17 protein-coding genes and 1 rRNA gene are annotated in these 23843 nt (G+C 72.0%); 9 read left to right on the forward strand and 9 right to left on the reverse strand.

What is annotated here, in order from left to right:
* Positions 1–251: 251 nt before the first annotated feature.
* Positions 252–1780: ribosomal RNA gene (locus ACO0M4_RS35225) — 16S ribosomal RNA — on the reverse strand.
* Between the two features lie 600 nt (positions 1781–2380).
* On the opposite strand from ACO0M4_RS35225, the gene ACO0M4_RS35230 reads away from it, so the two are divergent.
* Both ACO0M4_RS35230 and ptsP read left to right on the forward strand, forming a co-directional pair.
* Positions 2381–2830, forward strand: coding sequence for a PTS sugar transporter subunit IIA (locus tag ACO0M4_RS35230; RefSeq protein ID WP_430375138.1), 450 nt, complete (start codon positions 2381–2383; stop codon positions 2828–2830).
* 81 nt (positions 2831–2911) lie between these two features.
* A complete protein-coding gene (ptsP, locus tag ACO0M4_RS35235) occupies positions 2912–4582 on the forward strand; it encodes a phosphoenolpyruvate--protein phosphotransferase (protein WP_430375139.1) in 1671 nt (556 codons plus the stop codon).
* Positions 4583–4682: 100 nt separating this feature from the next.
* Here ptsP and ACO0M4_RS35240 read toward each other — a convergent pair whose 3' ends face one another.
* Both ACO0M4_RS35240 and ACO0M4_RS35245 read right to left on the reverse strand, forming a co-directional pair.
* Positions 4683–5591, reverse strand: coding sequence for a hypothetical protein (locus ACO0M4_RS35240; RefSeq protein ID WP_430375140.1), 909 nt, complete (start codon positions 5589–5591; stop codon positions 4683–4685).
* Between the two features lie 144 nt (positions 5592–5735).
* Positions 5736–7760, reverse strand: a complete 2025-nt coding sequence (locus tag ACO0M4_RS35245; RefSeq protein ID WP_430375141.1) for an acetoacetate--CoA ligase — start codon at positions 7758–7760, stop codon at positions 5736–5738.
* 284 nt (positions 7761–8044) lie between these two features.
* On the opposite strand from ACO0M4_RS35245, the gene ACO0M4_RS35250 reads away from it, so the two are divergent.
* The 5 genes from ACO0M4_RS35250 to glpK all read left to right on the forward strand — a co-directional run bounded on the left by ACO0M4_RS35250 (position 8045) and on the right by glpK (position 16060).
* A complete protein-coding gene (locus tag ACO0M4_RS35250) occupies positions 8045–10531 on the forward strand; it encodes a glycoside hydrolase family 31 protein (RefSeq protein ID WP_430375142.1) in 2487 nt (828 codons plus the stop codon).
* Between the two features lie 108 nt (positions 10532–10639).
* The gene (locus tag ACO0M4_RS35255; RefSeq protein WP_430375143.1) at positions 10640–11497 is read left to right on the forward strand and encodes a M15 family metallopeptidase; all 858 of its coding nucleotides are present in this window, start codon (positions 10640–10642) and stop codon (positions 11495–11497) included.
* A gap of 180 nt (positions 11498–11677) precedes the next feature.
* A complete protein-coding gene (locus tag ACO0M4_RS35260; RefSeq protein WP_430375144.1) occupies positions 11678–13441 on the forward strand; it encodes an EAL domain-containing protein in 1764 nt (587 codons plus the stop codon).
* Between the two features lie 207 nt (positions 13442–13648).
* The gene (locus tag ACO0M4_RS35265; RefSeq protein ID WP_430375145.1) at positions 13649–14416 is read left to right on the forward strand and encodes an MIP/aquaporin family protein; all 768 of its coding nucleotides are present in this window, start codon (positions 13649–13651) and stop codon (positions 14414–14416) included.
* 84 nt (positions 14417–14500) lie between these two features.
* Positions 14501–16060, forward strand: a complete 1560-nt coding sequence (glpK, locus tag ACO0M4_RS35270; protein WP_430375146.1) for a glycerol kinase GlpK — start codon at positions 14501–14503, stop codon at positions 16058–16060.
* Positions 16061–16203: 143 nt separating this feature from the next.
* On the opposite strand, the gene ACO0M4_RS35275 is transcribed toward glpK, so the two are convergent.
* The 5 genes from ACO0M4_RS35275 to ACO0M4_RS35295 form a co-directional block, all read right to left on the reverse strand.
* Entirely contained in the window at positions 16204–16815 is a 612-nt protein-coding gene (locus tag ACO0M4_RS35275) for a GTP-binding protein (protein WP_430375368.1), read from the reverse strand.
* Between the two features lie 221 nt (positions 16816–17036).
* Positions 17037–17906 carry an alpha/beta fold hydrolase gene (locus ACO0M4_RS35280; RefSeq protein WP_430375147.1) on the reverse strand — a complete coding sequence of 290 codons (870 nt, stop codon included), beginning with the start codon at positions 17904–17906 and terminating at the stop codon, positions 17037–17039.
* 202 nt (positions 17907–18108) lie between these two features.
* Positions 18109–18522 carry a DUF742 domain-containing protein gene (locus tag ACO0M4_RS35285; protein WP_430375148.1) on the reverse strand — a complete coding sequence of 138 codons (414 nt, stop codon included), beginning with the start codon at positions 18520–18522 and terminating at the stop codon, positions 18109–18111.
* 31 nt (positions 18523–18553) lie between these two features.
* Entirely contained in the window at positions 18554–18979 is a 426-nt protein-coding gene (locus tag ACO0M4_RS35290; protein WP_430375149.1) for a roadblock/LC7 domain-containing protein, read from the reverse strand.
* Positions 18976–21759 (reverse strand): nitrate- and nitrite sensing domain-containing protein, encoded by a 2784-nt coding sequence (locus ACO0M4_RS35295; RefSeq protein WP_430375150.1) that lies wholly within the window; start codon positions 21757–21759, stop codon positions 18976–18978. Before ACO0M4_RS35295 ends, ACO0M4_RS35290 begins: the two co-directional genes overlap by 4 nt.
* Positions 21760–22131: 372 nt before the next feature.
* Between ACO0M4_RS35295 and ACO0M4_RS35300 the strand changes: the two genes are divergently transcribed.
* Positions 22132–22515, forward strand: a complete 384-nt coding sequence (locus tag ACO0M4_RS35300) for a hypothetical protein (RefSeq protein ID WP_430375151.1) — start codon at positions 22132–22134, stop codon at positions 22513–22515.
* A 28-nt stretch (positions 22516–22543) separates the two neighbouring features.
* Here the strand turns inward: ACO0M4_RS35300 and ACO0M4_RS35305 are convergent, their stop codons facing one another.
* Positions 22544–22873 carry a bifunctional 3-phenylpropionate/cinnamic acid dioxygenase ferredoxin subunit gene (locus ACO0M4_RS35305; protein ID WP_390017800.1) on the reverse strand — a complete coding sequence of 110 codons (330 nt, stop codon included), beginning with the start codon at positions 22871–22873 and terminating at the stop codon, positions 22544–22546.
* 162 nt (positions 22874–23035) lie between these two features.
* Here ACO0M4_RS35305 and ACO0M4_RS35310 point away from each other — a divergent pair, with 162 nt between their 5' ends.
* Positions 23036–23839: an IclR family transcriptional regulator gene (locus ACO0M4_RS35310; protein WP_430375152.1), complete on the forward strand. Its 804-nt coding sequence runs from the start codon at positions 23036–23038 to the stop codon at positions 23837–23839.
* Positions 23840–23843: the final 4 nt, after the last annotated feature.

Consider the following 23843-nt stretch of genomic DNA (forward strand, 5'->3'; position numbering starts at 1 on the left):
CGTCACACACCCACAAAGGATGCTTCACCGGGGCCGGCATCGCGAAGGTCCAGACCACAGTCCGTACCCTCAGACACCCAACAGCGCGCCCAACACGACCAGTCAAAACTTGCGTTCCACGCCGAAGCAGTACTAACAAACCCAACCCATCGTGCCGAATAGTCAACGTTCCACCCATGAGCTAACCACCGTCGAACATTCGCCGACGTAGTGGCTCTGGACAATCTTACGACCGTCTAGATGCTCCTTAGAAAGGAGGTGATCCAGCCGCACCTTCCGGTACGGCTACCTTGTTACGACTTCGTCCCAATCGCCAGTCCCACCTTCGACGATTCCCTCCCACAAGGGGTTGGGCCACCGGCTTCGGGTGTTACCGACTTTCGTGACGTGACGGGCGGTGTGTACAAGGCCCGGGAACGTATTCACCGCAGCAATGCTGATCTGCGATTACTAGCAACTCCGACTTCATGGGGTCGAGTTGCAGACCCCAATCCGAACTGAGACCGGCTTTTTGAGATTCGCTCCACCTCGCGGTATCGCAGCTCATTGTACCGGCCATTGTAGCACGTGTGCAGCCCAAGACATAAGGGGCATGATGACTTGACGTCGTCCCCACCTTCCTCCGAGTTGACCCCGGCAGTCTCCTGTGAGTCCCCATCACCCCGAAAGGCATGCTGGCAACACAGAACAAGGGTTGCGCTCGTTGCGGGACTTAACCCAACATCTCACGACACGAGCTGACGACAGCCATGCACCACCTGTACACCGACCACAAGGGGGGCACTATCTCTAGCGCTTTCCGGCGTATGTCAAGCCTTGGTAAGGTTCTTCGCGTTGCGTCGAATTAAGCCACATGCTCCGCTGCTTGTGCGGGCCCCCGTCAATTCCTTTGAGTTTTAGCCTTGCGGCCGTACTCCCCAGGCGGGGAACTTAATGCGTTAGCTGCGGCACGGACGACGTGGAATGTCGCCCACACCTAGTTCCCAACGTTTACGGCGTGGACTACCAGGGTATCTAATCCTGTTCGCTCCCCACGCTTTCGCTCCTCAGCGTCAGTATCGGCCCAGAGATCCGCCTTCGCCACCGGTGTTCCTCCTGATATCTGCGCATTTCACCGCTACACCAGGAATTCCGATCTCCCCTACCGAACTCTAGCCTGCCCGTATCGAATGCAGACCCGGGGTTAAGCCCCGGGCTTTCACATCCGACGTGACAAGCCGCCTACGAGCTCTTTACGCCCAATAATTCCGGACAACGCTCGCGCCCTACGTATTACCGCGGCTGCTGGCACGTAGTTAGCCGGCGCTTCTTCTGCAGGTACCGTCACTCTCGCTTCTTCCCTGCTGAAAGAGGTTTACAACCCGAAGGCCGTCATCCCTCACGCGGCGTCGCTGCATCAGGCTTTCGCCCATTGTGCAATATTCCCCACTGCTGCCTCCCGTAGGAGTCTGGGCCGTGTCTCAGTCCCAGTGTGGCCGGTCGCCCTCTCAGGCCGGCTACCCGTCGTCGCCTTGGTGAGCCATTACCTCACCAACAAGCTGATAGGCCGCGGGCTCATCCTTCACCGCCGGAGCTTTCCACACACAGAAGATGCCTCCGTGTGTCATATCCGGTATTAGACCCCGTTTCCAGGGCTTGTCCCAGAGTGAAGGGCAGATTGCCCACGTGTTACTCACCCGTTCGCCACTAATCCCCTCCCGAAAGAGGTTCATCGTTCGACTTGCATGTGTTAAGCACGCCGCCAGCGTTCGTCCTGAGCCAGGATCAAACTCTCCGTGAATGTTTTCCGGCCTGCGTTTAATGAAAAACTGCCGGTGTGACACTCGCGTTGAGCGGAACCACGAGGAGGAATAATCCTCACGGTTCACAGCGTCCTCGCTGTGCGCCTCCCAAAAACTTGGAAGGACTTTCAAAGGAACCTCATCTCCATGATGGAGACGGGGTATCAACATATCTGGCGTTGACTTTTGGCACGCTGTTGAGTTCTCAAGGAACGGACGCTTCCTTTGGATTCCCTCTCGGGTTTCCTCCGGGCGCTTCCCTTCGGTGTTTCACACTCTATCAGGGCTTTTCCGGCTTTCGGACCACCGCTTTTCTGCAAGCATGCAGAAGCGCATGATTCGAGAATCTGGATCATGACTCTGAAGGAGTGCCGCCCACTCAGTCGGTTGCGTCGAAACGCTTCTGTCTGTCCGGGGCAGATCTCAGACAGTACAGGGGGCGGGTGGGCGAGGCAAATCGATTCCGCACCGGGGTGGGGCACAACTGGGCTCTGTCATGCGGAACCGTCAGTTCTTATGACTTACGCTTCTCAACGGTGCGCCGTCCAGGACAGGTAGTGACGGCGACCTGATGAATCTTCACCCCTGGGAGGTTTCCCATGACCACCGTGACGTCCCCTCTTGCAGGACGCGCAATCGGGCTCGCGGCAGTGCCGGACCCGGTCTTCTCCGGCGCGATGGTGGGTCCCGGTACCGCCATTGACCCGGTCCGTGAGCCGTCGGCGGCGGTTTCGCCCGTGGACGGCGTCATCGTCTCGCTGCATCCGCACGCGTTCGTCGTTGTGGACGCTGAGGGGCACGGCGTACTGACGCACCTCGGCATCGACACCGTGCAGCTCAATGGCGAGGGCTTCGAGCTGCTGGTGAACAAGGGCGACACCGTTACTCGCGGGCAGGCCGTCGTGCGCTGGGACCCGGCCGCGGTCGAGGAGGCCGGTAAGTCGCCGGTGTGCCCGGTCGTTGCGCTGGAGGCCACTGCGGACTCGCTCGGCGATGTGCGCGAGGACGGCGCCCTCAAGACCGGCGACGCGCTCTTCTCCTGGCAGTAGCAGCCGGACGCCGTTGCGAGACGGCAGGTACGACATCCACCGCGGCGGCCGGGCCCGCCGCAACGACCGGAGACGGGTGACATGGAGACAACGCTGCGGGGCGTCGGGGTGAGCCACGGCGTGGCCATCGGCGAGGTGCGGCATATGGGGACGGCGGTGCTGGAGCCGCCGGCCAAGCAGATTCCGACGGAGGAGGCGGAGCGCGAACAGGGGCGCGCGCGCCAGGCCGTGGAAGCTGTGGCTGCCGACTTGATCGCGCGGGGCAATCTGGCGGGCGGCGAGGCACAGCACGTGCTGGAAGCCCAGGCCATGATGGCCCAGGACCCCGAGCTGATGGCCGATGTCGAGCGGCGGATCGTCGTGGGCAGCACGGCCGAGCGCGCGGTGTACGACGCGTTCGCGGCCTATCGGGCGCTGCTGGCCGGGGCGGGTGAGTACCTGGCGGGCCGGGTGGCCGACCTCGATGACGTGCGGAACCGGATCGTTGCGCGGCTGCTGGGTGTGCCGATGCCGGGCGTGCCGGACAGCGATGAGCCGTACGTGCTGATCGCTCGGGACCTGGCGCCGGCCGATACGGCGTTGCTGGACCCGACGCTGGTGCTCGGGTTCGTGACCGAGGAGGGCGGGCCGACCAGCCACAGTGCGATTCTCGCGCGGGCGCTGGGAGTGCCGGCCGTGGTGGCGCTGCCGGGTGCGGGTGAGCTTGTCGAGGGCACCGTGATCGCCGTGGACGGCAGCACGGGTGAGGTCTTCGTCAACCCGAGTGAGGAGAAGCGGGCTGAGCTGACCGCGGCTGCCGAGGCGCGGAAGGCGGCGCTGTCGGCGTCGTCCGGTCCGGGCGCCACGTCGGACGGGCACAAGGTGCCGCTGCTGGCGAACGTCGGTGGGCCGGCGGATGTGCCGGCGGCGGTGGAGGCCGGTGCGGAGGGCGTCGGGCTGTTCCGTACGGAGTTCCTGTTCCTGGACGACAGCAAGCAGGCTCCGTCGGAGGAGAAGCAGGTCGAGGCGTACCGGAAGGTGCTGGAAGCCTTCCCGGAGGGGCGCGTGGTGGTGCGCGTGCTGGACGCCGGGGCGGACAAGCCGCTGGAGTTCCTGACGCCGGCGGACGAGCCGAATCCGGCGCTGGGGGTGCGGGGTCTGCGGAGCCTGCTGGACCACCCCGAGGTGCTGCGGACGCAGCTCCGGGCGCTGGCGAAAGCCGCCGAGGGGCTGCCGGTCTACCTTGAGGTCATGGCCCCGATGGTGGCGGACCGGATCGACGCCAAGGCGTTCGCGGATGCCTGCCGGGAGGCCGGGCTGCGGGCGAAGTTCGGCGCGATGGTGGAGATTCCGTCGGCAGCGCTGCGGGCGCGGTCGATCCTCCAGGAGGTGGAGTTCCTTTCCCTGGGGACCAACGACCTGGCGCAGTACACCTTTGCGGCGGACCGGCAGGTGGGCGCGGTGTCGCGGCTCCAGGACCCTTGGCAGCCGGCGCTGTTGGACCTCGTGGCGGCTTCGGCCGAGGCGGCGAAGGCTGAGGGCAAGAGCTGTGGCGTGTGTGGTGAGGCGGCCTCCGATCCGCTGTTGGCGTGCGTGCTGACGGGTCTTGGGGTCACCAGCCTGTCGATGGGTGCGGCGTCGATTCCGTATGTGCGGGCGACGCTGGCCAAGCACACGCTGGCTCAGTGTGAGCGGGCGGCGGCCGCGGCGCGGGCCGCGGACACCGCCACGGATGCCCGGGCGGCCGCGCAGGCGGTGCTCTCCGGGGAGTGATCCGGCGGGCGCGCGGCGCCTTGTGAGGTGAGTGGGGACGGCCGTCCCGCCTGATGGCGGGGCGGCCGTTCGCATGGGTGCGGGGCCCGGGCGGTGGGGGTCAGGGGTGGCAGTGCGGGCCTGGTGGGGGTGGGAGGGGCAGGCCGGGGGCGTAGTCGACGCGGTGTTCGGGTGGGATGGGTTCGTCGGTGGCGGGGTCGGTGCAGTAGGCGTTGAAGATTTCGGCGGCGCTGATGGGGTCCGCCCAGGCGTCGCGGAGGCGCCAGCCGCGGACGGTGGCGGTGGGGGCGTCGGTGGCGGGTGTGGTGCGGCAGACGAGGGCGCCGGTGGTGGGTCGGGCCAGGGCGGCGGCGAGGACCGTGCAGAAGATGAGGGTCTCGGATTCGGGGAGGCGGGGTGGGGTGCCGTCGGGGGCGGCGGTGGCCTGGACGTAGGCGCGGAGTGAGCCGGTGGTGTCGGGGAGGGTGCAGACGAGGTGGTGGGTGCCCTCCCCCAGGGCCGTCAGCAGGTGTTGGAGGGCGGTGTTGGCGCGGGTGAAGGCCGCGTGGGCGAGGTCCTGGCCGCACTCCGGGCAGCGGCCGGCGCGGGCGAGGAGGGCGGTGGCGCGGTCCCAGGAGGCTCGGCGGGCGGCTTCCTCGGTGAGGAGTGGGAGGAGCCGGTCGAGCGGGGTGCCGTCGTAGGCGAGGGTGGCGCCGGTGCAGGCGACGGCGGCGGTGTACCGGCTGCGGCTGCCGGGGTCGTCGGGGTCGAGGCCGTGGTCGGTGCAGTAGTGCGCGTAGGCGGCGGGGTCGAAGAGGCAGAGGGTGGTGTGCACGCCCTGGGCGGCGAGGGTGCGCAGCAGGGTGTCGAGCTGTTGGAGGTAGCCGCGGTGGTCGTCGAACGGGAAGGTGCGGTAGCGGCGCATGGCGGCGAAGTCCCGGGCGTCGGCGAGGACGGCCGCGGTGCTGGGGAGGTCGCGGCGGAGTGGATGGCCGGCGGGGTGGTGGGTGGGGCGGGTGGTGGGTGTCATGGCTCCCCCTCGGTGTGTGCGCTGGTCGTCACTTGTCACCGAGAGTAATCGGGGGGTCTGACATCGGCGGGGCTGCGCCGGTGGGGGCGGTCGGCGGTGGGGGGTCCGGCGCCGGGGCGGGGGGCCGCCGGCGCCGTGGCGGGGTCACTTGGCGCGGTCGGCGGCGATCTGCTCGTAGAAGTGGAGGAGTTCGAGGTTGTCGACGGAGCCGGGGTTGACGGCCTTTTCGAGGGGGGTGCCGGCCAGGAGGCGTTTGATCGGGACCTCGATGCGCTTGCCGGTGAGGGTGTGGGGGACGCCGGGGGCTTCGATGATCTCGTCGGGGACGTGGCGGGGGGAGAGTTGTGCGCGGATGGTCCGCTTGATGCGGTCGCGCAGGGCGTCGTCCAGGGTGGCGCCGGGGGCGAGGTGGACGAAGAGGGGCATCCAGTAGTCGCCGTCGGGGAGTTCGAGGCCGATGACGAGGGATTCGCGGATCTCGGGGAGGCGTTCGACGACCTCGTAGATGTCGGCGGAGCCCATCCGGACGCCCTGGCGGTTGAGGGTGGAGTCGGAGCGGCCGTGGATGACGACGCTGCCGCGGGAGGTGAGGGTGATCCAGTCGCCGTGCCGCCAGACGCCGGGGTACATGTCGAAGTAGCTGTCGTGGTAGCGGGCGCCGTCGGGGTCGTTCCAGAAGCGGGTGGGCATGGACGGCATGGGGTTGGTGACGACCAGTTCGCCGACCTCGTCGATGACGGGTTCGCCCTGGGGGTCCCATGCCTGGAGGTCGGTGCCCAGACAGGCGGCCTGGAGTTCGCCGATGTGGACGGGGAGGGTGGGCACGGCGCCGGCGAAGCAGCTGCAGACGTCGGTGCCGCCGCTGACCGAGGCGGTCCACAGGTCGGCGCCGCTCTCCGCGAAGCTGTCGTGCAGCCAGCGGAAGCCGTCGGGCGGGAGCGGGGAGCCGGTGGTGGCGACGCAGGTGACGGTGGAGAGGTCGAGGTCGCGGGCGGGGTGCAGGCCGGCCTTGCGGCAGGCCATGACGTAGGCGGCGGAGGTGCCGAAGACGGTGGTGCGGGTGGCGGCGGCGACCTGCCACTGGGCGCTGGTGTCGGGGTGTCCGGGGCTGCCGTCGTACAGGACGATGGTGGATCCGGCGAGGAGGCCGCCGACGAGGAAGTTCCACATCATCCAGCCGGTGGAGGTGTACCAGAAGAAGCGGTCGTCGGGGCCGAGGTCGCAGTGCAGGCCGGTCTGTTTGAGGTGTTCGAGGAGGATGCCGCCCTGGGACTGGACGATGGCCTTGGGGAGGCCGGTGGTGCCGGAGGAGTACAGGACCCACAGCGGGTGGTCGAAGGGGACCTGCTCGAAGACCGGTGCGGTGGGGTCCGAGGTCAGGTCGGACCAGTTGAGGGCGCCTTCGGGTGCGGGGGTGTCGAGCAGGGGGACGTGGACGACGGCGCGCAGGGTGGGGAGTTCGGCGCGGAGTTCGGCGACGGTGTCGCGGCGGTCGTGTTCCTTTCCGCCGTAGCGGTAGCCGTCGACGGTGAACAGGACGACCGGTTCGACCTGCTGGAAGCGGTCCAGGACGCTGCGGGCGCCGAAGTCGGGGGCGCAGGAGGTCCAGACGGCGCCGACCGCGGCGGTGGCGAGGAGGGCGATCACGGCCTGCGGGACGTTGGGGAGGTAGCCGCTGACGCGGTCGCCGGGGCGGACGCCGAGGCGGCGGAGGGCGGCGGCCAGTGAGCCGACCTGGGTGCGGAGCTCGGCCCAGGTGACGGGGGCGGGTTGGTGGCGCTCGTCGACGTGGAGCAGTGCGGGGGTGTCGGCGCGGGCGGGGTCCTCGGCGGCGCGTAGGGCGTGTTCGGCGTAATTGAGGGTGGCGCCGGGGAACCAGCGGGCGCCGGGCATGGTGCGGTCGGCGAGGACGGTGTCGTAGGGCGTGCCGAAGCGGACGTCGAACCATGCAGCGACGGCTTGCCAGAAGGTCGGGAGGTGGTCGACGGACCAGCGGTGCAGGGCGGCGTAGCTGGCCGCGGGGTCGCCGGGGGTGGGGGCGGGTGCGCCGTGGTGGGTGGCGGCCCAGGTGTGGAAGCGGGTGACCTGTGCGCCGGCGATCCGGTCCGGGCCGGGCTGCCAGAGGGGTTCCGGTGCCGGTTGGGCGGCGGAGTGCGGTGCGGTGGTCATGATGCGGCTCCTGGCAGGTACGCGTCGTGGGCGGCGGCCGCGCGCGAGGTGGGGGTCCCCCGGCGGTGCGCGTGACCGGCTTGCCTGGACGATGCCATGTGATCGACTTGTGCACCAGGGTGGATCCGCACATTCGGGGGTGGTGGGGGCCGCCATAGGTGAGGGGGGTTCCGGCCAGTGGGGTGACGGGGCCGGGGGGCGTCGGGTGTCTGGTTGTCCCTGTGCAGGTGAACGGCAGTTGAACGGTTCCCGCCCGGGGGCTCGTCAATGGCAGGCTGACCGGCATGGACGGGCGTGATCTGGTGCGGTCGGTACGGATGGTCAAGGCGGTCGGGCCGGCGCAGGGGCTGCGGTCGGTGCGTGCGGCGTGGCGGCGGAGCAGAGCGGATGCGCGGGCGTTGCCGCGCCGGGGGGCGGAGCGGGCGCGGGTGCCGGGTGAGGCGCGTGGGGCGGAGCCGTTGCCGGGCGGCGGGGTGATCCGTTTCGCGCGGTCGTCGTTGCGGGTGCGGGTCGCGGCGGGCGGTGCGGTGTTCTGCGGTTGGGACGGGGCCGGGCCGGAGCCGTCGTACGCGTTGGCCGGGGCGTGTCCGGCGGTGGATCCGCGGGTGGTGCTGGAGCCGGATAAGGAGGGTGGCTGGCGGATCGTTTCGGAGCGGGTTCTGGTGGTGGTGTCCCGGTTCGGTGCGGTGGAGGTGCGGACGCCGGGTGGTGCGCTGCTGCGGCGGGAGTTGCCGCCGCGTTGGTGGCACCGAGCTGAGGACGCCGCGGGAGACAGCGTGGTGGACGGCGCGGTGGACGGCGCGGTCGGTGTGGCCGGGGGCGGTGTGGAGGACTTCGGTGCCGATGGGGACGGGCGGCCCGCGGGGGTGGTGGCGTCGCGGTGGGTGCAGCGGTCGGAGGTGGCGGCGGACGCGCGGTTCTTCGGGCTGGGTGGCCGGTCGGCCGGTCCGCGGTTGCGGGACGGGGTGTATCGGCTGTGGAACACCGATCCGGGTGGCGCGTTCGGGCCCGGGGACGATCCGCTGTACCTGACGATGCCGGTGCAGTTGGTGGTGGCGGACGCGGGGACGCACCTGGTGTTCCACGACAACTCCTGGGACGGCCGGGTGTCGTTGCACGAGGGCGTGGAGGGCGCCGGTTCGGGGCACGATCGGCCGGGCACCTGTGAGCTGCGGATGGACGGTGGGCCGCTGCGCTATTGGGTGGTGGCGGGAACGCCGGCCCGGGTGTTGCTGGGGTGGGCGGTGCTGACGGGTGCGCCGGCGCTGCCGCCCCGTTGGGCGCTGGGGTACCAGCACGCCCGGTGGGGGTTCGGTGGTGCGGATGAGGTGCGGCGGGTGGTGGCGGGCTATCGGGAGCGGGGGTTGCCGCTGTCGGCGCTCCATTTGGACATCGACCACTACGACGGGCACCGGGTGTTCACCGTGGACCGGGAGCGGTTTCCGGATCTGCCGGGGTTGGCCGGGGAGTTGCGGGCCGCGGGGGTGCGGTTGGTGTCGATCGTGGATCCGGCGGTGAAGGCGGAGCCGGGGAACGCGGTGTACGACAGCGGGGTGGCGGCGGACGCGTTCGTGCGGGACGCGCGGGGTCAGGCGGTGCGGGGGGTGGTGTGGCCGGGCGAGTCGGTGTACCCGGACTTCACCGATGCGCGGGTGCGTAAGTGGTGGGGGGCGCTGTACGCGGAGCGGTTGGCGCAGGGGTTCGCGGGGGTGTGGCACGACATGAACGAGCCGGTGTCGTTCGCGGCGTTCGGGGAGTCGACGTTGCCCCGGTCGGCGCGGCACGACCTGGAGGGCCGCGGTGGTGACCACCGGGAGGCGCACAACGTCTACGGGTTGGCGATGGCGCAGGCGGCCTTCGAGGGGCTGTGCGAACTGCGGCCCGGGGAGCGGCCGTTCTTGTTCTCCCGGTCGGGTTGGGCGGGGCTGCAGCGGTACGGGGGGACGTGGTCGGGGGACGTGGCGACCGGGTGGCCGGGGCTGCGGGCGTCGTTGGCGCTGGTGCTGGGGCTGGGGCTGTGCGGGGTGCCGTACAGCGGGCCGGATGTGGGCGGGTTCTCGGGGGTGCCGTCGCCGGAGTTGTATCTGCGGTGGTTCCAGTTGGGGGCGTACCTGCCGTTGTTCCGTACGCATTCGGCGCTGTGGGCGGGGCGGCGGGAGCCGTGGGAGTACGGGGACGAGGTGCTGGAGCATGCGCGGGCGGCGCTGCGGGAGCGGACCCGGTTGGTGCCGTATTTCGTGACGTTGGGGCAGTTGGCGCGGCTGTCGGGGGCGCCGTATGTGCGTCCGGTGTGGTGGAGTGCCCCGCGGGACCGGGCGCTGCGGGACTGTGAGGACGCGTTCTTGTTGGGGGACTCGTTGTTGGTGGCGCCGGTGTTGGAGGCGGGGGCGGTGCGGCGGGCGGTGCGGTTGCCGCGCGGCCGGTGGTACGACACCGCGACCGGGCGGGCGTACGGCGGGCCGGGCCGGGTGTGGGTGGAGGCGCCGCTGTCCCGTATTCCGGTGTTGGCGCGGGCCGGTGCGGTGCTGCCGGTGGTGGGTGCGGACGGCGGGACGGAGCTGGAGGTGTGGGCGCCGGCGGTCGGGCGTACGGGCGGTGGGGTGGTGGTGCCGGACGGTGGGGACGGCTGGCGCCGGCCGGAGGTGGAGCGGTTCACCAGCCGGTGGGAGGGCGGTCGGGTGGTCGTGGAGCGGCGGGGCGGGGGTCCTGCGGGGTATCCGGTGCGGGTGCGGGGGCTGGCCGGGGAGGGGGCGGGGCCGGTGGACGGGTAACGGGGCGGCGGGGTGGGCCTGTTGGGGGTGTGATGTGGGGGTGCGGTGGTATACGGGTGGCCGGCGAGGGGGTTCCCCGTACCCGCCGCGCCTGGTAGACGAGGTGGCATGCCGAGACTTACTGCTGTCTGGCGCGGCCTGGTCGCCGCTGCCGCCGCCCTGCTCACCGTCACCGTCGTCCCGTCGAGCGCCGTGGCGGGCACCGCCACGGCGCCGTCGCGCTCGCGTGGCGCCGTTGGTGGCGCGGGGGTCGACGATCCCAAGGCGCCGAAGGAGTTCGTGGCGCTGCGCGATGTCGATCCCACGATCATTCAGGAGATCCGCTACGCCACTCCGCACGATTTCATGGGCGTTCCGGTGACGGGCTATCGCGAGCCGATGTGCATTCTGACCCGGGATGCGGCGCGGGCGTTGCACCGGGCGCAGGTCGCTTTCCTGCGGCGCGGCTATTCCCTCAAGGTCTATGACTGTTATCGACCGCAGCGGGCGGTGAATCACTTCGTGGCCTGGGCGAAGGACCTGTCCGACCAGCGGATGAAGGCGGAGTTCTATCCGCGGGTGGACAAGTCGGTGCTGTTCCGGGACGGGTACATCGCGGAGAAGTCGGGGCACAGCCGAGGCAGTACGGTCGATCTGACGCTGGTCCGGTTGCCGGCGGTGCCGACCCGGCCGTATGTGCCCGGGGAGCCGTTGACGTCGTGCTTTGGGCCCAAGGCGAGCCGTTTCCCGGACAATTCGCTGGACATGGGGACCGGCTTCGACTGTTTCGACACCCTCGCGCACACTCTCGATCCGCGGATCGAGGGGAAGCAGCGGGCCCATCGGCTGCTGTTGAAGGAGGGGCTGGAGCGGGCCGGGTTCGTGAATTACGCGGACGAGTGGTGGCATTACACGTTCTCGCCGGAGACGTTTCCGGACACCTATTTCGATTTCCCGATCGCGCGGAGTTCGCTGGTGCGGCACTGAAGGCCGGGTGCCGGTCCCGGGCGCGGTCGTAGCGGGCGGAGACACACGCTCCTGATGGACCGTCAGGGACCGTTTCAGCGGCTCGGGTTGCGGCCTTCGCCGCCGTACGCTCCGGAAGGGTGCATGAACAGTGCGTGAACGAGGCGCCGTCGGTGCCCCGGGAGCGGCATCCTGCTGCTCGTGCCTGCCTGGACGAACCAGCTCCGCTTCGCATTCCAGCCCGTGGTGAACCTCGCGACCGGCTCGGTCGCCGCGCTGGAGCCCCTCGCCAGACCCGAGGACGGCGAGGTCGACGTGCTGACCTGCGCGCGCCGCTGCCCCGATCTGGACGCCGAGCTGGCCGCGCTCGCCGTACGGGCCGCGGCGGAGCAGGAGACGCTGCTACCGCTGCACGTCAACGTGTTCGCGGGGACGGTCGCACAGCGGCCGGAGCTGACGTCGCTGGGCAAGGCGGTGCGGGACGCGGGCCGGCGGCCGTGGGAGATCACCCTGGATCTGGTGGGGCCGTTCGCCCCGGTCCCGGAGCGGGAGTTGTTGGCGGCGGTGGCGGGGCTGCGGGACGAGGGCTACCGGATCTGCGCGGACGGGGTCGGGGACGGCGATCTGCCGCTGCGGTTGCTGGGTGAGCTGAGGCCGGACCTGGTCAAGCTGGACCGTTCGCTGTGTACGCGGCTGGATCGCGATCCGGGGCGGCAGGCGGCGGTGGCCGCGATGCGGCAGCTGTGCGAGCGGGTGGGCGGGCTGCTGGCGATCGAGGGGGTGGAGACCGAGCGGCAGTACGCCGCGGTGCGGGAGGCCGGGGTGCAGTTGGCGCAGGGGCATCTGTTCGCGCCGCCGTCCCGGCGGGTGGTGACGGAGGTGTACGTGCCGGCCGCGCATCCGCCGGTGGCGAGCGGCCGGCCGGTCGTCGAGCGGCCGCCGTCGGGGCCGCCGGTGGCGCAGTTCCTGCAACCCGCGGCGCTGCTGCCGATGTCGGCGTCGGCGGGGGCGGTGCGCAGCCATCTGACCGGGTTCCCGGAGGTGTCGGGGGTGCTGCTGGTGGACGCGGACGGGGTGCCGGTGCGGGCGATCGACCGGGACCGTTTCCTGTTGTCGCTCTCCGGTCGCTACGGGCACGCGCTGTATGCGGACCGGCCGGCGCTGCGGCTGGCGGACCGGCCGCGGACGGTGGGTGCGGACGCCACCGCCTGGCAGGTGCTGGACATGATCGCCGACGGGGAGCGGGATCGTACCGGCGACGACGTGGCGGTGGTGGACGAGCACGGCCGCTGCATCGGGGTGGTGCACCTCGCCGACATCCTGCGGGCGCTGGCCGAGAGCCGGGTGGAGGAGGCGGCCCGGCTCAATCCGCTGACTCGGCTGCCCGGTTCGGACGCGGTCAACGCCGAGGTGGACCGGCGGATCGCCGAGGGCCGGGAGTTCGCGCTGAGTTGGCTGGACGTGGACGGCTTCAAGCAGGTCAACGACGGGGCCGGGTTCGCGGCGGGCGACGAGCTGATCCGGGCGGTGGGCCGGACCCTGGCGGAGGTGGCGGCGGACGAGCCGGCCAGTCGGGTGGGGCACATCGGCGGGGACGACTTCCTGGTGCTGGCCGAGCCGGACGGGCTGGCGCCGTTCGCGAAGGCACTGCTGGACGTGGGCTGGTCGGCGGGTGAGATGCCGGTGACGCTGTCGCTGGCGACGGTGGTCTGTTCGCCCGGCAGTGTCACCGGGCACGGTCCGGCGGCGGCCGCGCTGGCGCCGTTGAAGAAGGCCGCCAAGGAGCTGCCGGGGGCGAGCTGGGTGGTCGGGCGGCCGGGGTCGGCACGTACGGAGGTCCGGCGGGGGGCGCACGCACGGGTGCCGGAACCGCCCGGGGCGGTGGCCTCGGCGGAGGCCGCGGAGGCGTCGGACGCCGGGGGCGGTGCGCCCGCCGGACAGGAGGGAGTACGGGCCCGCGGCTGACCCGCCGGACCCCGTCCGACAACCAGCCGGCGGAACCTCCGGAACCTCCAACTCCCTTCGTGCACGCGACCTTGACGGTCACTCAGCCGCGGAGAACACTTCCGGTTGCCGGTCGCCGGATGCCCGCGGGCACCGCCGTGGCCAGGCACGGCACGCACCCTGCACGGAGGACCGGGGCCCGCCCCGGGCAAGGGCCGAGGAGCCGCCTTGTATGCCAATGGGGACATCGTCGTCGGTGAAGTGATCGGTACCGCGGTCCTGATCCTGTTCGGGTCCGGGGTGTGCGCCGCGGTCACCCTGCACCACTCGAAGGCCAAGGGCGCGGGCTGGGTGGTGATCGCCTTCGGCTGGGGCCTGGGCGTGCTGGCCGGCGCGTACACCGCGGCGCCGCTGTCCGGCGGGCACCTGAACCCGGCGGTGACGCTGGGCTCGGCGGTGGCCGGCGGCACTCCGTGGGCGAAGGTGCCGCTGTACGTGCTGGCGCAGCTGGTCGGGGCGGTGCTCGGGGCGGTACTGGCCTGGGCGCTGTACTTCGCGCAGTTCGCCGCCAACGCCGAGCCGGGCAAGGCCCAGCCGACGTTGGGGGTCTTCGCCACCACCCCGGAGATCCGCCGGCCGGTCGCCAACCTCGTCACCGAGGTGATCGCCACCGTCGGGCTGGTGCTGCCGCTGTTGTTCTTCGGCCGGAACCAGGGCATCGGGCTCGGCCAGGTGCCGGGTGCACGGGTGGGCGTCTACGGTTCCGGGATCAACGTGCTGCTGGTGGCGCTGCTCGTGGTCGGCATCGGCCTGTCGCTCGGCGGGCCCACCGGGTACGCCATCAACCCCGCCCGCGACCTGGGCCCGCGGATCGCCCACGCGGTGCTGCCGATCCCCAACAAGGGCCCGTCCGACTGGGGTTACGCGTGGATACCGGTGGCCGGGCCGCTGCTGGGCGCGGTGCTGTCGGGGCTGGTGTACACGGCGGTGTTCTGACGGCGGACGGCACCCGGGCGCGGGTGCACCGGACAGTGGGCCGGCATCGGCCAGGACCAGCCACGACTTCGGGAGGCGGCACGGATGACCAGCCAGCACACCGGAACGGCCGGGCGGCACGGGGCGGACGGGGCGTACGTTGCCGCGATCGACCAGGGCACCACGTCGAGCCGCTGCATCATCTTCAACCGCGCCGGCGCGGTGGTCGCCATCGACCAGCGGGAACACCGCCAGATCTTCCCCAGACCCGGCTGGGTGGAGCACGACGCCACCGAGATCTGGGCGAAGGTGCAGGACGTGGTGGCGGGGGCGCTGGCCAAGGCGGGGCTGCGGGCCGACCAGTTGAGTGCGCTGGGCATCACCAACCAGCGGGAGACCACCGTCCTGTGGGACCGGGCCACCGGCCGGCCGGTGCACCACGCGGTGGTCTGGCAGGACACCCGTACCGACCGGCTCTGCGCCGAACTGGGCGGCGCGGCCGGCCAGGACCGCTTCCGGGAGACCACCGGGCTGCCGTTGGCGAGCTACTTCTCCGGGCCGAAGGCGGCCTGGTTGCTGGACGAGGTGCCGGGGCTGCGGGCCCGCGCCGAGCGCGGCGAGATCGCGTTCGGCACCATCGACTCCTGGCTGATCTGGAACCTGACCGGCGGCACCGACGGCGGGGTGCACGTCACGGACGTCACCAACGCCAGCCGCACCCTGCTGATGGACCTGGCCACCCTCCAGTGGGATCCGGCGATCCTGTCCGCGATGCGGGTGCCGGCGGCCATGCTGCCGGAGATCAGGTCGTCGGCCGAGGTGTACGGGACGGCGGTGGGGCAGTTGGCCGGGGTCCCGGTGGCATCGGCACTGGGCGATCAGCAGGCGGCGGTCTTCGGGCAGACCTGCTACGGCGTCGGCGAGGCCAAGAACACCTACGGCACCGGCTCGTTCCTCCTGCTGAACACCGGCAACCGGCCGGTGACCTCGAAGAACGGGCTGCTGACGACCCTCGGCTACCAGCTCGGCGGGGAGCCGCCGGTCTACTGCCTGGAGGGCTCGATCGCCATCACGGGCGCGCTGGTGCAGTGGTTCCGCGACCAGCTCGGGCTGATCGGGTCGGCGGCCGAGATCGAGGAGCTGGCGGCGAGCGTCCCGGACAACGGCGGCGCCTACGTCGTCCCGGCGTTCTCGGGGCTGTTCGCGCCGTACTGGCGGGCCGACGCACGCGGGGTGATCACCGGGTTGACCGGTTACGTCACCAAGGCCCACCTGGCGCGGGCGGTGCTGGAGGCGACCAGTTGGCAGACCCGCGAGGTGGTGGACGCGATGTTCCAGGACTCGGGGGTGCGGATCACCCGGCTGAAGGCCGACGGCGGGATGACCGCCAACCATCTGCTGATGCAGCATCAGGCGGATGTGCTGGGGGTACCGGTGATCCGCCCGGTGGTCCCGGAGACGACCTGTCTGGGCGCCGCGTACGCGGCCGGGCTCGCCACCGGCGTCTGGCAGGACCTGGACGAGCTGCGGTCCCACTGGCAGCCCGACACCGAATGGACGCCGCGGTTGGACGCGGCGGCCCGGGAGCGCGAGTACGGCAACTGGCGGCGGGCGGTGCGGCGGAGCTTCGGCTGGCTGGCGGAGGACGGCGGCAGCCCGTCCTGAGTCGGTGGGCCGGCAGGCGTACGGCCCGCACCCCGGGCGGCGGGGTACGGGCCGTACTTCCGCGCCCTGTCAGGGAAGCGCGGGTCCGGGCGGCGCGGGCCGGGGCCGCGCGGCGCCGTGCGGGCGCGGGCCGGGGGCGCCGGTCAGGGCAGGGCGGGTTCCCGTCGCTGGGCGCCGCGCCGCATCGCGTGCTCGACGACGGCGACCAGCACGTCCCGCGCGGAGTCCCGCTCGCGGGCGTCGCAGAGCACCACCGGGACCGCGGGGTCGAGGTCCAGGGCGTCCTTGACGCTGTCGGCGGGGTAGCGGTCGGCGCCGTCGAAGCAGTTGACGGCGACGACGAAGGGCAGGCCGCGGCGCTCGAAGTAGTCGATGGCGGCGAAGCTGTCCGCCAGGCGGCGGGTGTCGGCGAGCACGACCGCGCCCAGCGCACCGCGGGCCAACTCGTCCCACAGGAACCAGAAGCGGTCCTGGCCGGGGGTGCCGAAGAGGTAGAGGACCAGTGCGTCGTGGACGGTGATCCGGCCGAAGTCCATCGCGACGGTGGTGGTGGACTTGGCCTCGACGCCGTGGAGGTCGTCGACCGGGCGGCCGGCCTCGGTCAGCCGCTCCTCGGTCCGCAGCGGCCGGATCTCGCTGACCGCGCCCACCAGGGTGGTCTTGCCGACGCCGAAGCCGCCCGCGACGAGGATCTTGAGCGTCACCGGCTCGGCCGGGGTGGGCCGGCTACGGCGCTCAGAACGCCCGAAGACCATGGGTTCCTTCTCCTGGTTGCCGAGGATGCGGGGCACACGAGGGCAGCGTGAGGTGTCCCGTGTGCGGGCGACCACCGACGGTGGTCGCAGTGCACCGTACAACGTGCTTCGTACGGCGCCCACTTGAGGTGCGGCTCGATCGTGCGGGCCCCCCGGGCAGAGGCCGCCAACCGGCCCAAAAGGACCGTGCGGCGGGCGGATCGGCGCTGCCTACAGGCGGATCAGTCCTGCCGGTGGGCGGCGAGATGGCCGAGGATCTTCGGGGTGACCAGGGCGGGCACCTCTTCGGGCAGCCAGTGGCTGGCGCCCTCCAGGGCCTCGAAACGGTAGGGGCCGTCCACCCACTCCCCCGTCGACTCGGCCGCACCGCGCCCCAGGGCGACGTCCTCGCTGCCCCACAGGAAGAGGGTGGGCACCGCGATCCGCCCGGCGGGGACGGAGACCACCGCCTCGGGGGCGCGGTACCAGTTCAGGGTCGCGGTCAGCGCGCCGGGTTCGGCGAGCCGTCGGACGTTGGCCTCGACCAGCTCGGCGGGGACCTTGCCGCCGTAGACGGCACGCAGGCGGGCCGCGGCGTCGGCGAGCAGGGCGGACTCGGCGGCGCCGTCCGGGCGGCGGAAGAAGCGGACGTAGTCCAGCCGGTGGTGCTGTTCGGGGTCGCCGGCGGCGGCGCGGTTGAGCGCCTCGGGGTGCGGGGTGGCGAGCACGGTCAGCGACGCCAGCCGCTCGGGGTGGGCGCTGGCCAGGGCCCAGGCGACCATGCCGCCCCAGTCGTGGGCGACGACGTGGAAGCGGTCGGCGCCCTGGGCGTCGGCGAAGGCGAGGGCGTCGGCGACGAGTTCGGGGACGGCGTAGTCGGCGATCCGCGGCGGGCGGGCGTCCGGGGAGTAGCCGCGCTGGTCGACGGCGAGCGCGCGGTAGCCGGCGGCGCCCAGGGCGGGCAGGACGGCGTGCCAGCAGTCGGCGAACTCGGGCCAGCCGTGCAGCAGCAGGACGACCTCGCCGTCGGCCGGGCCGCTGGCCAGGGCGTCGAAGGTGTACGGGCCGGCGGTGATCCGCAGGCGTTCGAAGGGGGCGGCGTCGGCGGCCATGGTGGGGCTCCTCGGGTCCGGGGGCCGGCCACGGCACGGGGCACGGAGTGCCGGCCGGCGCTGGGTGACGGGTGATCAACTGCCACCGTAGTCGGGCGGTGAGCGCCCGCTCAACACGGTGGCGCGGGGCCGGGGACGGCTGCCGCCCGCCCGGGAAGGGGGCGGGCGGCAAGGTGGTCCGCGGCGGCGGGCGGCCGGGCCGTCACAGTGCGCGCAGGCCGTCGATGACCTCGCGCAGCACGTGTTCGTCCGGCAGTTCGGCCGGGGGAACCGGGCGGGTCACGTGGACCAGCCCGGCGTCCAGCAGGTCGCCGATGAGGACCCGGACCACGCCGACCGGCAGGTCGAACTCGGCCGCCAGCTCGGCGACCGACTGCGGCTCCTCCCGGCACAGCTCGACGATGTCGACGTGCTCCGGGGAGAGCGTCTGATCCGCGATCGGCTCCCCTCCCCGGCTCTCCGCGATCACCAGCGCGATCAGGTCCAGCCGCCCCTCGGCGGCCGTGCGGGTGCGCCCGCGCGTCATCGCGTACGGGCGGACGACCGGGCCTGCCTCATCGTCGAACCAACGGGCCGGATGCCGTTCCGGGGTCGGTCGGCCCTCCTGATCGGTCATGGCGTCACCGTAGTCGTACTCGGCCGGCTGGTCAGGACCGGGGCGCGGTGCCCAGGTGTGTGCCCACGCGCTTGACGAGCAGGGTCATTTCGTAGGCGACCAGCCCGACGTCGGAGTCGGCGTCGGCAAGGACCGCCAGGCAGCTGCCGTCGCCGGCCGCGCTGACGAAGAGGAACGCGTCGTCCAGCTCGACCAGGGTCTGCCGGACCTGTCCGGCGTCGAAGTGCCGGCCGACGCCCTTGGCGAGGCTGTGGAAGCCGGAGGCGACCGCGGCCAGGTGCTCGCTGTCCTCGCGGGTGAGGTCCTTGGAGGCGCCGGTGGCCAGGCCGTCGCTGGAGAGGACCAGTGCCTTGCGGATGCTGCCGACCCGCTCGACCAGCTCGTCCAGGAGCCAGTTCAGCTCCCCGGATCCGTGCGGCGAGACTGCGGTGGAAGCGGATGCCTTCGGTGCGGTCATGGACCGTCCTCTCCCGATGTGGTTCGTGGTGCTGTTGCGCCCCCGGCGGGACCGTCTCCGGTCTCCGGGTCCGGGGGTGTGGGGGTGTGGGGGGCCTCGCCGTTCTCCCGGCGACCGCGCTGCCAGCCGCGCTGGAGCGAGGCCATCCGGGCCCGGACCGCCTCGGCGTCCCGGTCGTCAGCGGCCGGTGCGGTCGCCGCGGCCGGTCGCTCCGCCGGGGGCTCGGCGGCCTGGTCGGCCTTGAGTTGGGGGGCGATGCTGGCCTGGCGCACCCGGCGGGGCAGGCCCTTGGGAGTGGTGGTCGGGGCGGGGGTGCCGCCGGCCGGGGTGTCCTTGGGTGTGTCCTTGGGGGTGCGCGGCGCGGTGGCCGGCGGTTCGGCGGGCTCCGCCGGGCTGTCCTTGCCGCGCGGGGCGTCCGGTGTCCGGGCGCCGTCCACGGTCCGACCGTGGTCGGAGACCAGGACCGGTGTGCGGGGGCGGCGCGGCAGCGGGGCGAGCCGGCCGGTCGGCGCCTGGTCGCCGGCCTGCTGGTGCTGTTCGCCGGACGGGTCGGCGGCGGGCTCCGGGACGATCCGGGGGCCGCCGGGCGCGGTGGCCGGTGCCCGACTCACGCGGCTGCGCACCCGGTCGCGGAACACGTTCCCCTCCTCGTCGACGAGGTCCGCCGCGTCCCGTTCGACCGGCGACAGCGGCGCCTCCAATTCGACCGGGCCGTCGAGGAGGTCCCGCCGGGTGCGCTGGGGCAGCGGCACCGGTACCTGGGCGAGCGGGTCGAGGGCCGTGGCCGCAGGGTTCTCGGGGCTCCCGGGGTTCTCGGGCTTTCCGGGGTCTTCGGGCCCGGCCGCAGTGTCGGCGACGGCCCGTCCGGCGTCGCGGGCGCCCTCACCGGTGTCGGTGAGGAGCGCGCCGGGAACGAGGACCACGGCGGTGGTGCCGCCGTACGGGGAGGGTTGGAGGGAGACCCGGACGCCCTGCCGCTGGGCGAGCCGGCTGACGACGAAGAGGCCGAGCCGGTCGGTGTCGGACAGTTCGAACTCGGGGGTCTCGGCGAGCCGGAGGTTGGCGTCCAGCAGTTGGTCGGGGGCCATGCCCAGGCCGCGGTCGTGGATCTCCAGGGTGTAGCCGTTGGAGACCCGTTCGCCCAGTACCTGCACGGCGGTGTGCGGCGGGGAGAAGACGGTGGCGTTCTCCAGGAGTTCGGCGATCAGGTGGGTGAGGTCGGAGACCGCGGGTCCGTCCACGGCGAGCCGGGGCAGCCGGCGGACCTCGATGCGCTCGTAGTCCTCGACCTCGGCGACCGCCGCACGCACCACGTCCATCAACTGGACCGGTTTGCGCCACTGCCGGGAGGGGGCCGCGCCGGAGAGGATGACCAGGCCCTCGGCGTGCCGGCGCATGCGGGTCGTCATGTGGTCGAGCCGGAACAGGTCGGCGAGTTCGTCGGTGTCCTCGGTACGCCGCTCCATGGCGTCCAGGAGCGTCAGCTGGCGGTGCAGCAGGACCTGGTTGCGGCGGGCGAGGTTGACGAACACCTCGGAGACGCCGCGGCGCATGTCGGCCTGTTTGACGGCGGCTTCGACGGCGGCCCGCTGGAGGGTGTTGAGCGCCTGCCCGACCTGGCCGGTCTCCTCCGGGCCGAACTCCAGCCGGGGCGCCTCGGTTTCCACGTCGACCTGCTCGCCGGCCGCCAGTCGGCGCATCACGCTCGGCAGCCGGACGCCGGAGACCTCGTGGGCGGTCTTGCGGAGCCGGGTCAGGTCCCGGACGTGCCGGCGGCCGATCCGCAGCGAGACGATGACCGAGACGAGCAGCGCGACGAAGCCGAGGACGCCGGTGGCGACGGCCTTGAGGACGATCCGGCTGGCGATCGGGGCGACCCGCTCCTGGTAGCGGTCGCCGGCGTCCCTGCCCAACCGGCCGAGGTCGCCGAGGACCTTCTCCGCGGCGGTGTTCCAGCGGTCGGCGTTGACCGCGTGTGCGGCGCTCGCGGGGTCGGCGGCGATCACCCGGTCCTCGTAGGAGGTGAGTTCGCGGGCGCCGGCGGAGTGCCAGTAGTCCTCGAAGGTGCCGCGGTCGGTGGCGGGCAGCAACGGGAGGTTGGTGCTGTAGAGGATGCGGCGCTCGGCGACCCGGTCGGAGAGGGCGCGCTGGTCGCGCTTGCTGATGCTGCCGGAGGTGAGGATCGCGGACATCAGGGCGTCCTCGCGGGAGAACGCCTCGCGGGCCCGGGTGAGGTTGACCAACGCCCGGCCCTGCTTGTCCATCTCGACGTTCTCCAGGGCGTGGAGCGCGGCGAGCAGGTCGTAGCCGGGGTCGATCAGGGCGTTGTAGGACTCCATGGCTTCGTCGCGGCTGAGCCGGTTGTCCTCGACCTGGGTGCGCAGCGCCTCCAGGCCGTCGAGGCCCTTGACGAGCTCGTCGAGCCGGCTGACCGCCGAACCGGCCAGGTCCGCGCGGACGTCCGGGGTGTCCACGTTGTCGTGCAGCCGGTTCACGGCGTCGTCGGTGGCCCGGGTCTGGTTGTGGAGTTCGCTGAGCGCGTTGGCGCCGCGGCGGTCGGCGAGGTAGAGCAGGCTCTGGCGACGTTCCCGCTGGACGGCCTGGATGGTGTCCTCGACCGGGTAGCCGAGGTTCCGGACGACGGTGCCGACGTCGAGGAGCTGGTTGGCCTGGCGGCCGGTGACGTACGTCGTGATGCTCCACATCAGCGTCAGGGACACCAGCGGCACGAGCAGCAGCGCCACGATCTTCCGGCGGACCGACCTCCCGCGAAAGCGCATGGCCTCCCCTACGTCAACCCCGCGCGTACGGGGGCGGTGTTCCGTCAACAGCGGCGTGAGCCTACTACTGTCGGGGGACCGATCCGTAGGCCCAGCGGGGCAGTGGGGGGCGCGGGAGGGGCGGGATCGTCACGAGTTGTCCGGCGATGCCCGGACGGTCGGCCGCTGAGTGTGGCTATGGCCACCCGGGCGTGCGGCCGGCTCCGCCCCCGCCCGGATACGTCCGTGCGCCCCGTTGTGTGGTGACGGAGGGGGACGTGGAGTGGACAGCAGCCCGGTCCGTGTGGCATGTATCCGGTGAAACCCGGGCAGCCACCAAGGAGTCGGACAGCCGGGGCGGGGGTTCGGGGAGAGTACGGGGAGTGTGACGCGATGGACCGCGGCAGGCGTCCTTTGTGGCAGGAGGAACCGGTGACCCGGCGTCGGATGGCCGACCCGGTGCGCACGGCGGCGGTGCGCGCCGTGATCATCGTGGCGGTCACCCTGATCCAGGCCATGGTGGCCTTCCTGTGCACGCTCGCCGGGTCCTGGTTCGCGTTCCCCGCGGTCCTGTGCACGGTCGCCAGCACGATCGTCGCGACCTGGGCGGTGCTGGACGTGTGGGTGACCCGCCAGGTCTGGGTCCAGCGTCACGGGGTCCGGTCCGAGCCGAGCAGCACCGCCCGGCAACTGCGCCGGGAGCGCCGGGTGGCCCGTCGGCAGGGGCGCCGGCGGCCGTCGGAGGAGCCGTCGCGGACGGACCGCGCGGCGGCCTGACGGGCCGGGGCCCCGGCCAGGTCCGCGGTCAGGCCACCGCCTCCTCGCGCACGGCGGGCCGGACGTGGATCATCCCGTCCAGGACGCCGACCTCGTGGGTGCGCACGGCGCGGCGGGCGGGCAGGCAGGTCGGCGCTCCGGTGCGCAGGTCGAACAGGGCGGCGTGCAGCGGGCATTCGACGAAGCAGCCCTCGACCCAGCCCTCGGAGAGGGAGGCGTCCTGGTGGCTGCAGGTGTCGTCGACGGCGTAGAGCCCGTCCTCGGTGTGGAAGACGGCGATGGCGGGTGTGGTGTCGTCGATCTCGATCCGGACGGACTCGCCGACTGGCAGGTCCTCGATGCGGCAGACGGGAAACATCTGGCCCCCCTCGCGCTGATCGGTATCATGGCGTTGTGAATCGCGCATTGCATCTCGCGATGCGCAACAGAATCCAAGCCGGGGAGCGCCCCGTCAAGGGCTCCCCGGAGAGCAGCCCCAGGACGTGCCCGTCGGGGGCAACGGGTGGTGAGGCGAAAAGCCATGGCGAACACGAAAGACGCGGCGGACCAGCGCGCCGAGGACCGACGCGGGGCGAGCTCCGTCCAGTCCGTGGACCGCGCGGTGAGCGTATTGGAGAGCCTGGCCCGGCTGGGCGAGGCTGGGGTCACCGAACTCGCCGACGAACTGGGCGTCCACAAGTCGACCGCCTTCCGGATCCTGGGCGTCCTGGAGAACCGCGGCCTGGTCGAACAGCAGAAGGAGCGCGGCAAGTACTTCCTGGGCGCCGGGGTGCTGCGGCTGGCCGGCGCCGCGGCGATCCGGCTGGACATCTCGCAGGAGGGCCAGCCGGTGTGCCGGGCGCTGGCCGACGAGACCGGGGAGACCGCCAACATCGCGGTGCTGGACGGCGATGCCGCGGTCAACATCATGCAGGCCCGGGGCTCCGCCGCGGTGACGGCCTTCAACTGGCTGGGCCGGCGCACCCCGTTGCACGCCACCGCCAGCGGCAAGGTCCTGCTGGCCCACCTGCCCCGGGAGCGCCGGGAGGCACTGCTGGGCCGCAAGCTGCCGCGGTTCACCGACGGCACCCTGACCACCCCGGCCGCCGTGCGGGAACAGCTGGCGGCCGCCCGTGAGGACGGATTCGCCTGCACCACCGAGGAGTTCGAGACCGGGCTGAACGCCGTCGCGGCGCCCGTCCACGCCTACGACGGGACGGTCATCGGGGCGCTCGGGGTCTCCGGGCCCGCCTACCGCATGGCCCGCGAACACCTCCCGGAGCTGGCGAAGGCGGCCGTGAAGGCCGCGGCCGAGCTCTCCCGCCGCATGGGGTACGGCGGCTGAGCCC

It is taken from the genome of Streptomyces sp. RGM 3693, from assembly GCF_050471125.1.
Taxonomy (GTDB): domain Bacteria; phylum Actinomycetota; class Actinomycetes; order Streptomycetales; family Streptomycetaceae; genus Streptomyces.

What these genes read in the sequence shown, in the direction of transcription:
- ACO0M4_RS35230 (WP_430375138.1), top strand. Translation starts at nt 2,381, where the DNA reads ATGACCACCGTGACGTCCCCTCTTGCAGGACGCGCAATCGGGCTCGCG.
- ACO0M4_RS35310 (WP_430375152.1), top strand. Translation starts at nt 23,036, where the DNA reads ATGGCGAACACGAAAGACGCGGCGGACCAGCGCGCCGAGGACCGACGC.
- ptsP (WP_430375139.1), top strand. Translation starts at nt 2,912, where the DNA reads ATGGAGACAACGCTGCGGGGCGTCGGGGTGAGCCACGGCGTGGCCATC.
- ACO0M4_RS35275 (WP_430375368.1), bottom strand. Translation starts at nt 16,815, where the DNA reads ATGGTCTTCGGGCGTTCTGAGCGCCGTAGCCGGCCCACCCCGGCCGAG.
- ACO0M4_RS35295 (WP_430375150.1), bottom strand. Translation starts at nt 21,759, where the DNA reads ATGCGCTTTCGCGGGAGGTCGGTCCGCCGGAAGATCGTGGCGCTGCTG.
- ACO0M4_RS35240 (WP_430375140.1), bottom strand. Translation starts at nt 5,591, where the DNA reads ATGACACCCACCACCCGCCCCACCCACCACCCCGCCGGCCATCCACTC.
- ACO0M4_RS35245 (WP_430375141.1), bottom strand. Translation starts at nt 7,760, where the DNA reads ATGACCACCGCACCGCACTCCGCCGCCCAACCGGCACCGGAACCCCTC.
- ACO0M4_RS35280 (WP_430375147.1), bottom strand. Translation starts at nt 17,906, where the DNA reads ATGGCCGCCGACGCCGCCCCCTTCGAACGCCTGCGGATCACCGCCGGC.
- ACO0M4_RS35255 (WP_430375143.1), top strand. Translation starts at nt 10,640, where the DNA reads ATGCCGAGACTTACTGCTGTCTGGCGCGGCCTGGTCGCCGCTGCCGCC.
- ACO0M4_RS35305 (WP_390017800.1), bottom strand. Translation starts at nt 22,873, where the DNA reads ATGTTTCCCGTCTGCCGCATCGAGGACCTGCCAGTCGGCGAGTCCGTC.
- ACO0M4_RS35300 (WP_430375151.1), top strand. Translation starts at nt 22,132, where the DNA reads ATGGACCGCGGCAGGCGTCCTTTGTGGCAGGAGGAACCGGTGACCCGG.
- ACO0M4_RS35285 (WP_430375148.1), bottom strand. Translation starts at nt 18,522, where the DNA reads ATGACCGATCAGGAGGGCCGACCGACCCCGGAACGGCATCCGGCCCGT.
- ACO0M4_RS35290 (WP_430375149.1), bottom strand. Translation starts at nt 18,979, where the DNA reads ATGACCGCACCGAAGGCATCCGCTTCCACCGCAGTCTCGCCGCACGGA.
- glpK (WP_430375146.1), top strand. Translation starts at nt 14,501, where the DNA reads ATGACCAGCCAGCACACCGGAACGGCCGGGCGGCACGGGGCGGACGGG.
- ACO0M4_RS35250 (WP_430375142.1), top strand. Translation starts at nt 8,045, where the DNA reads ATGGACGGGCGTGATCTGGTGCGGTCGGTACGGATGGTCAAGGCGGTC.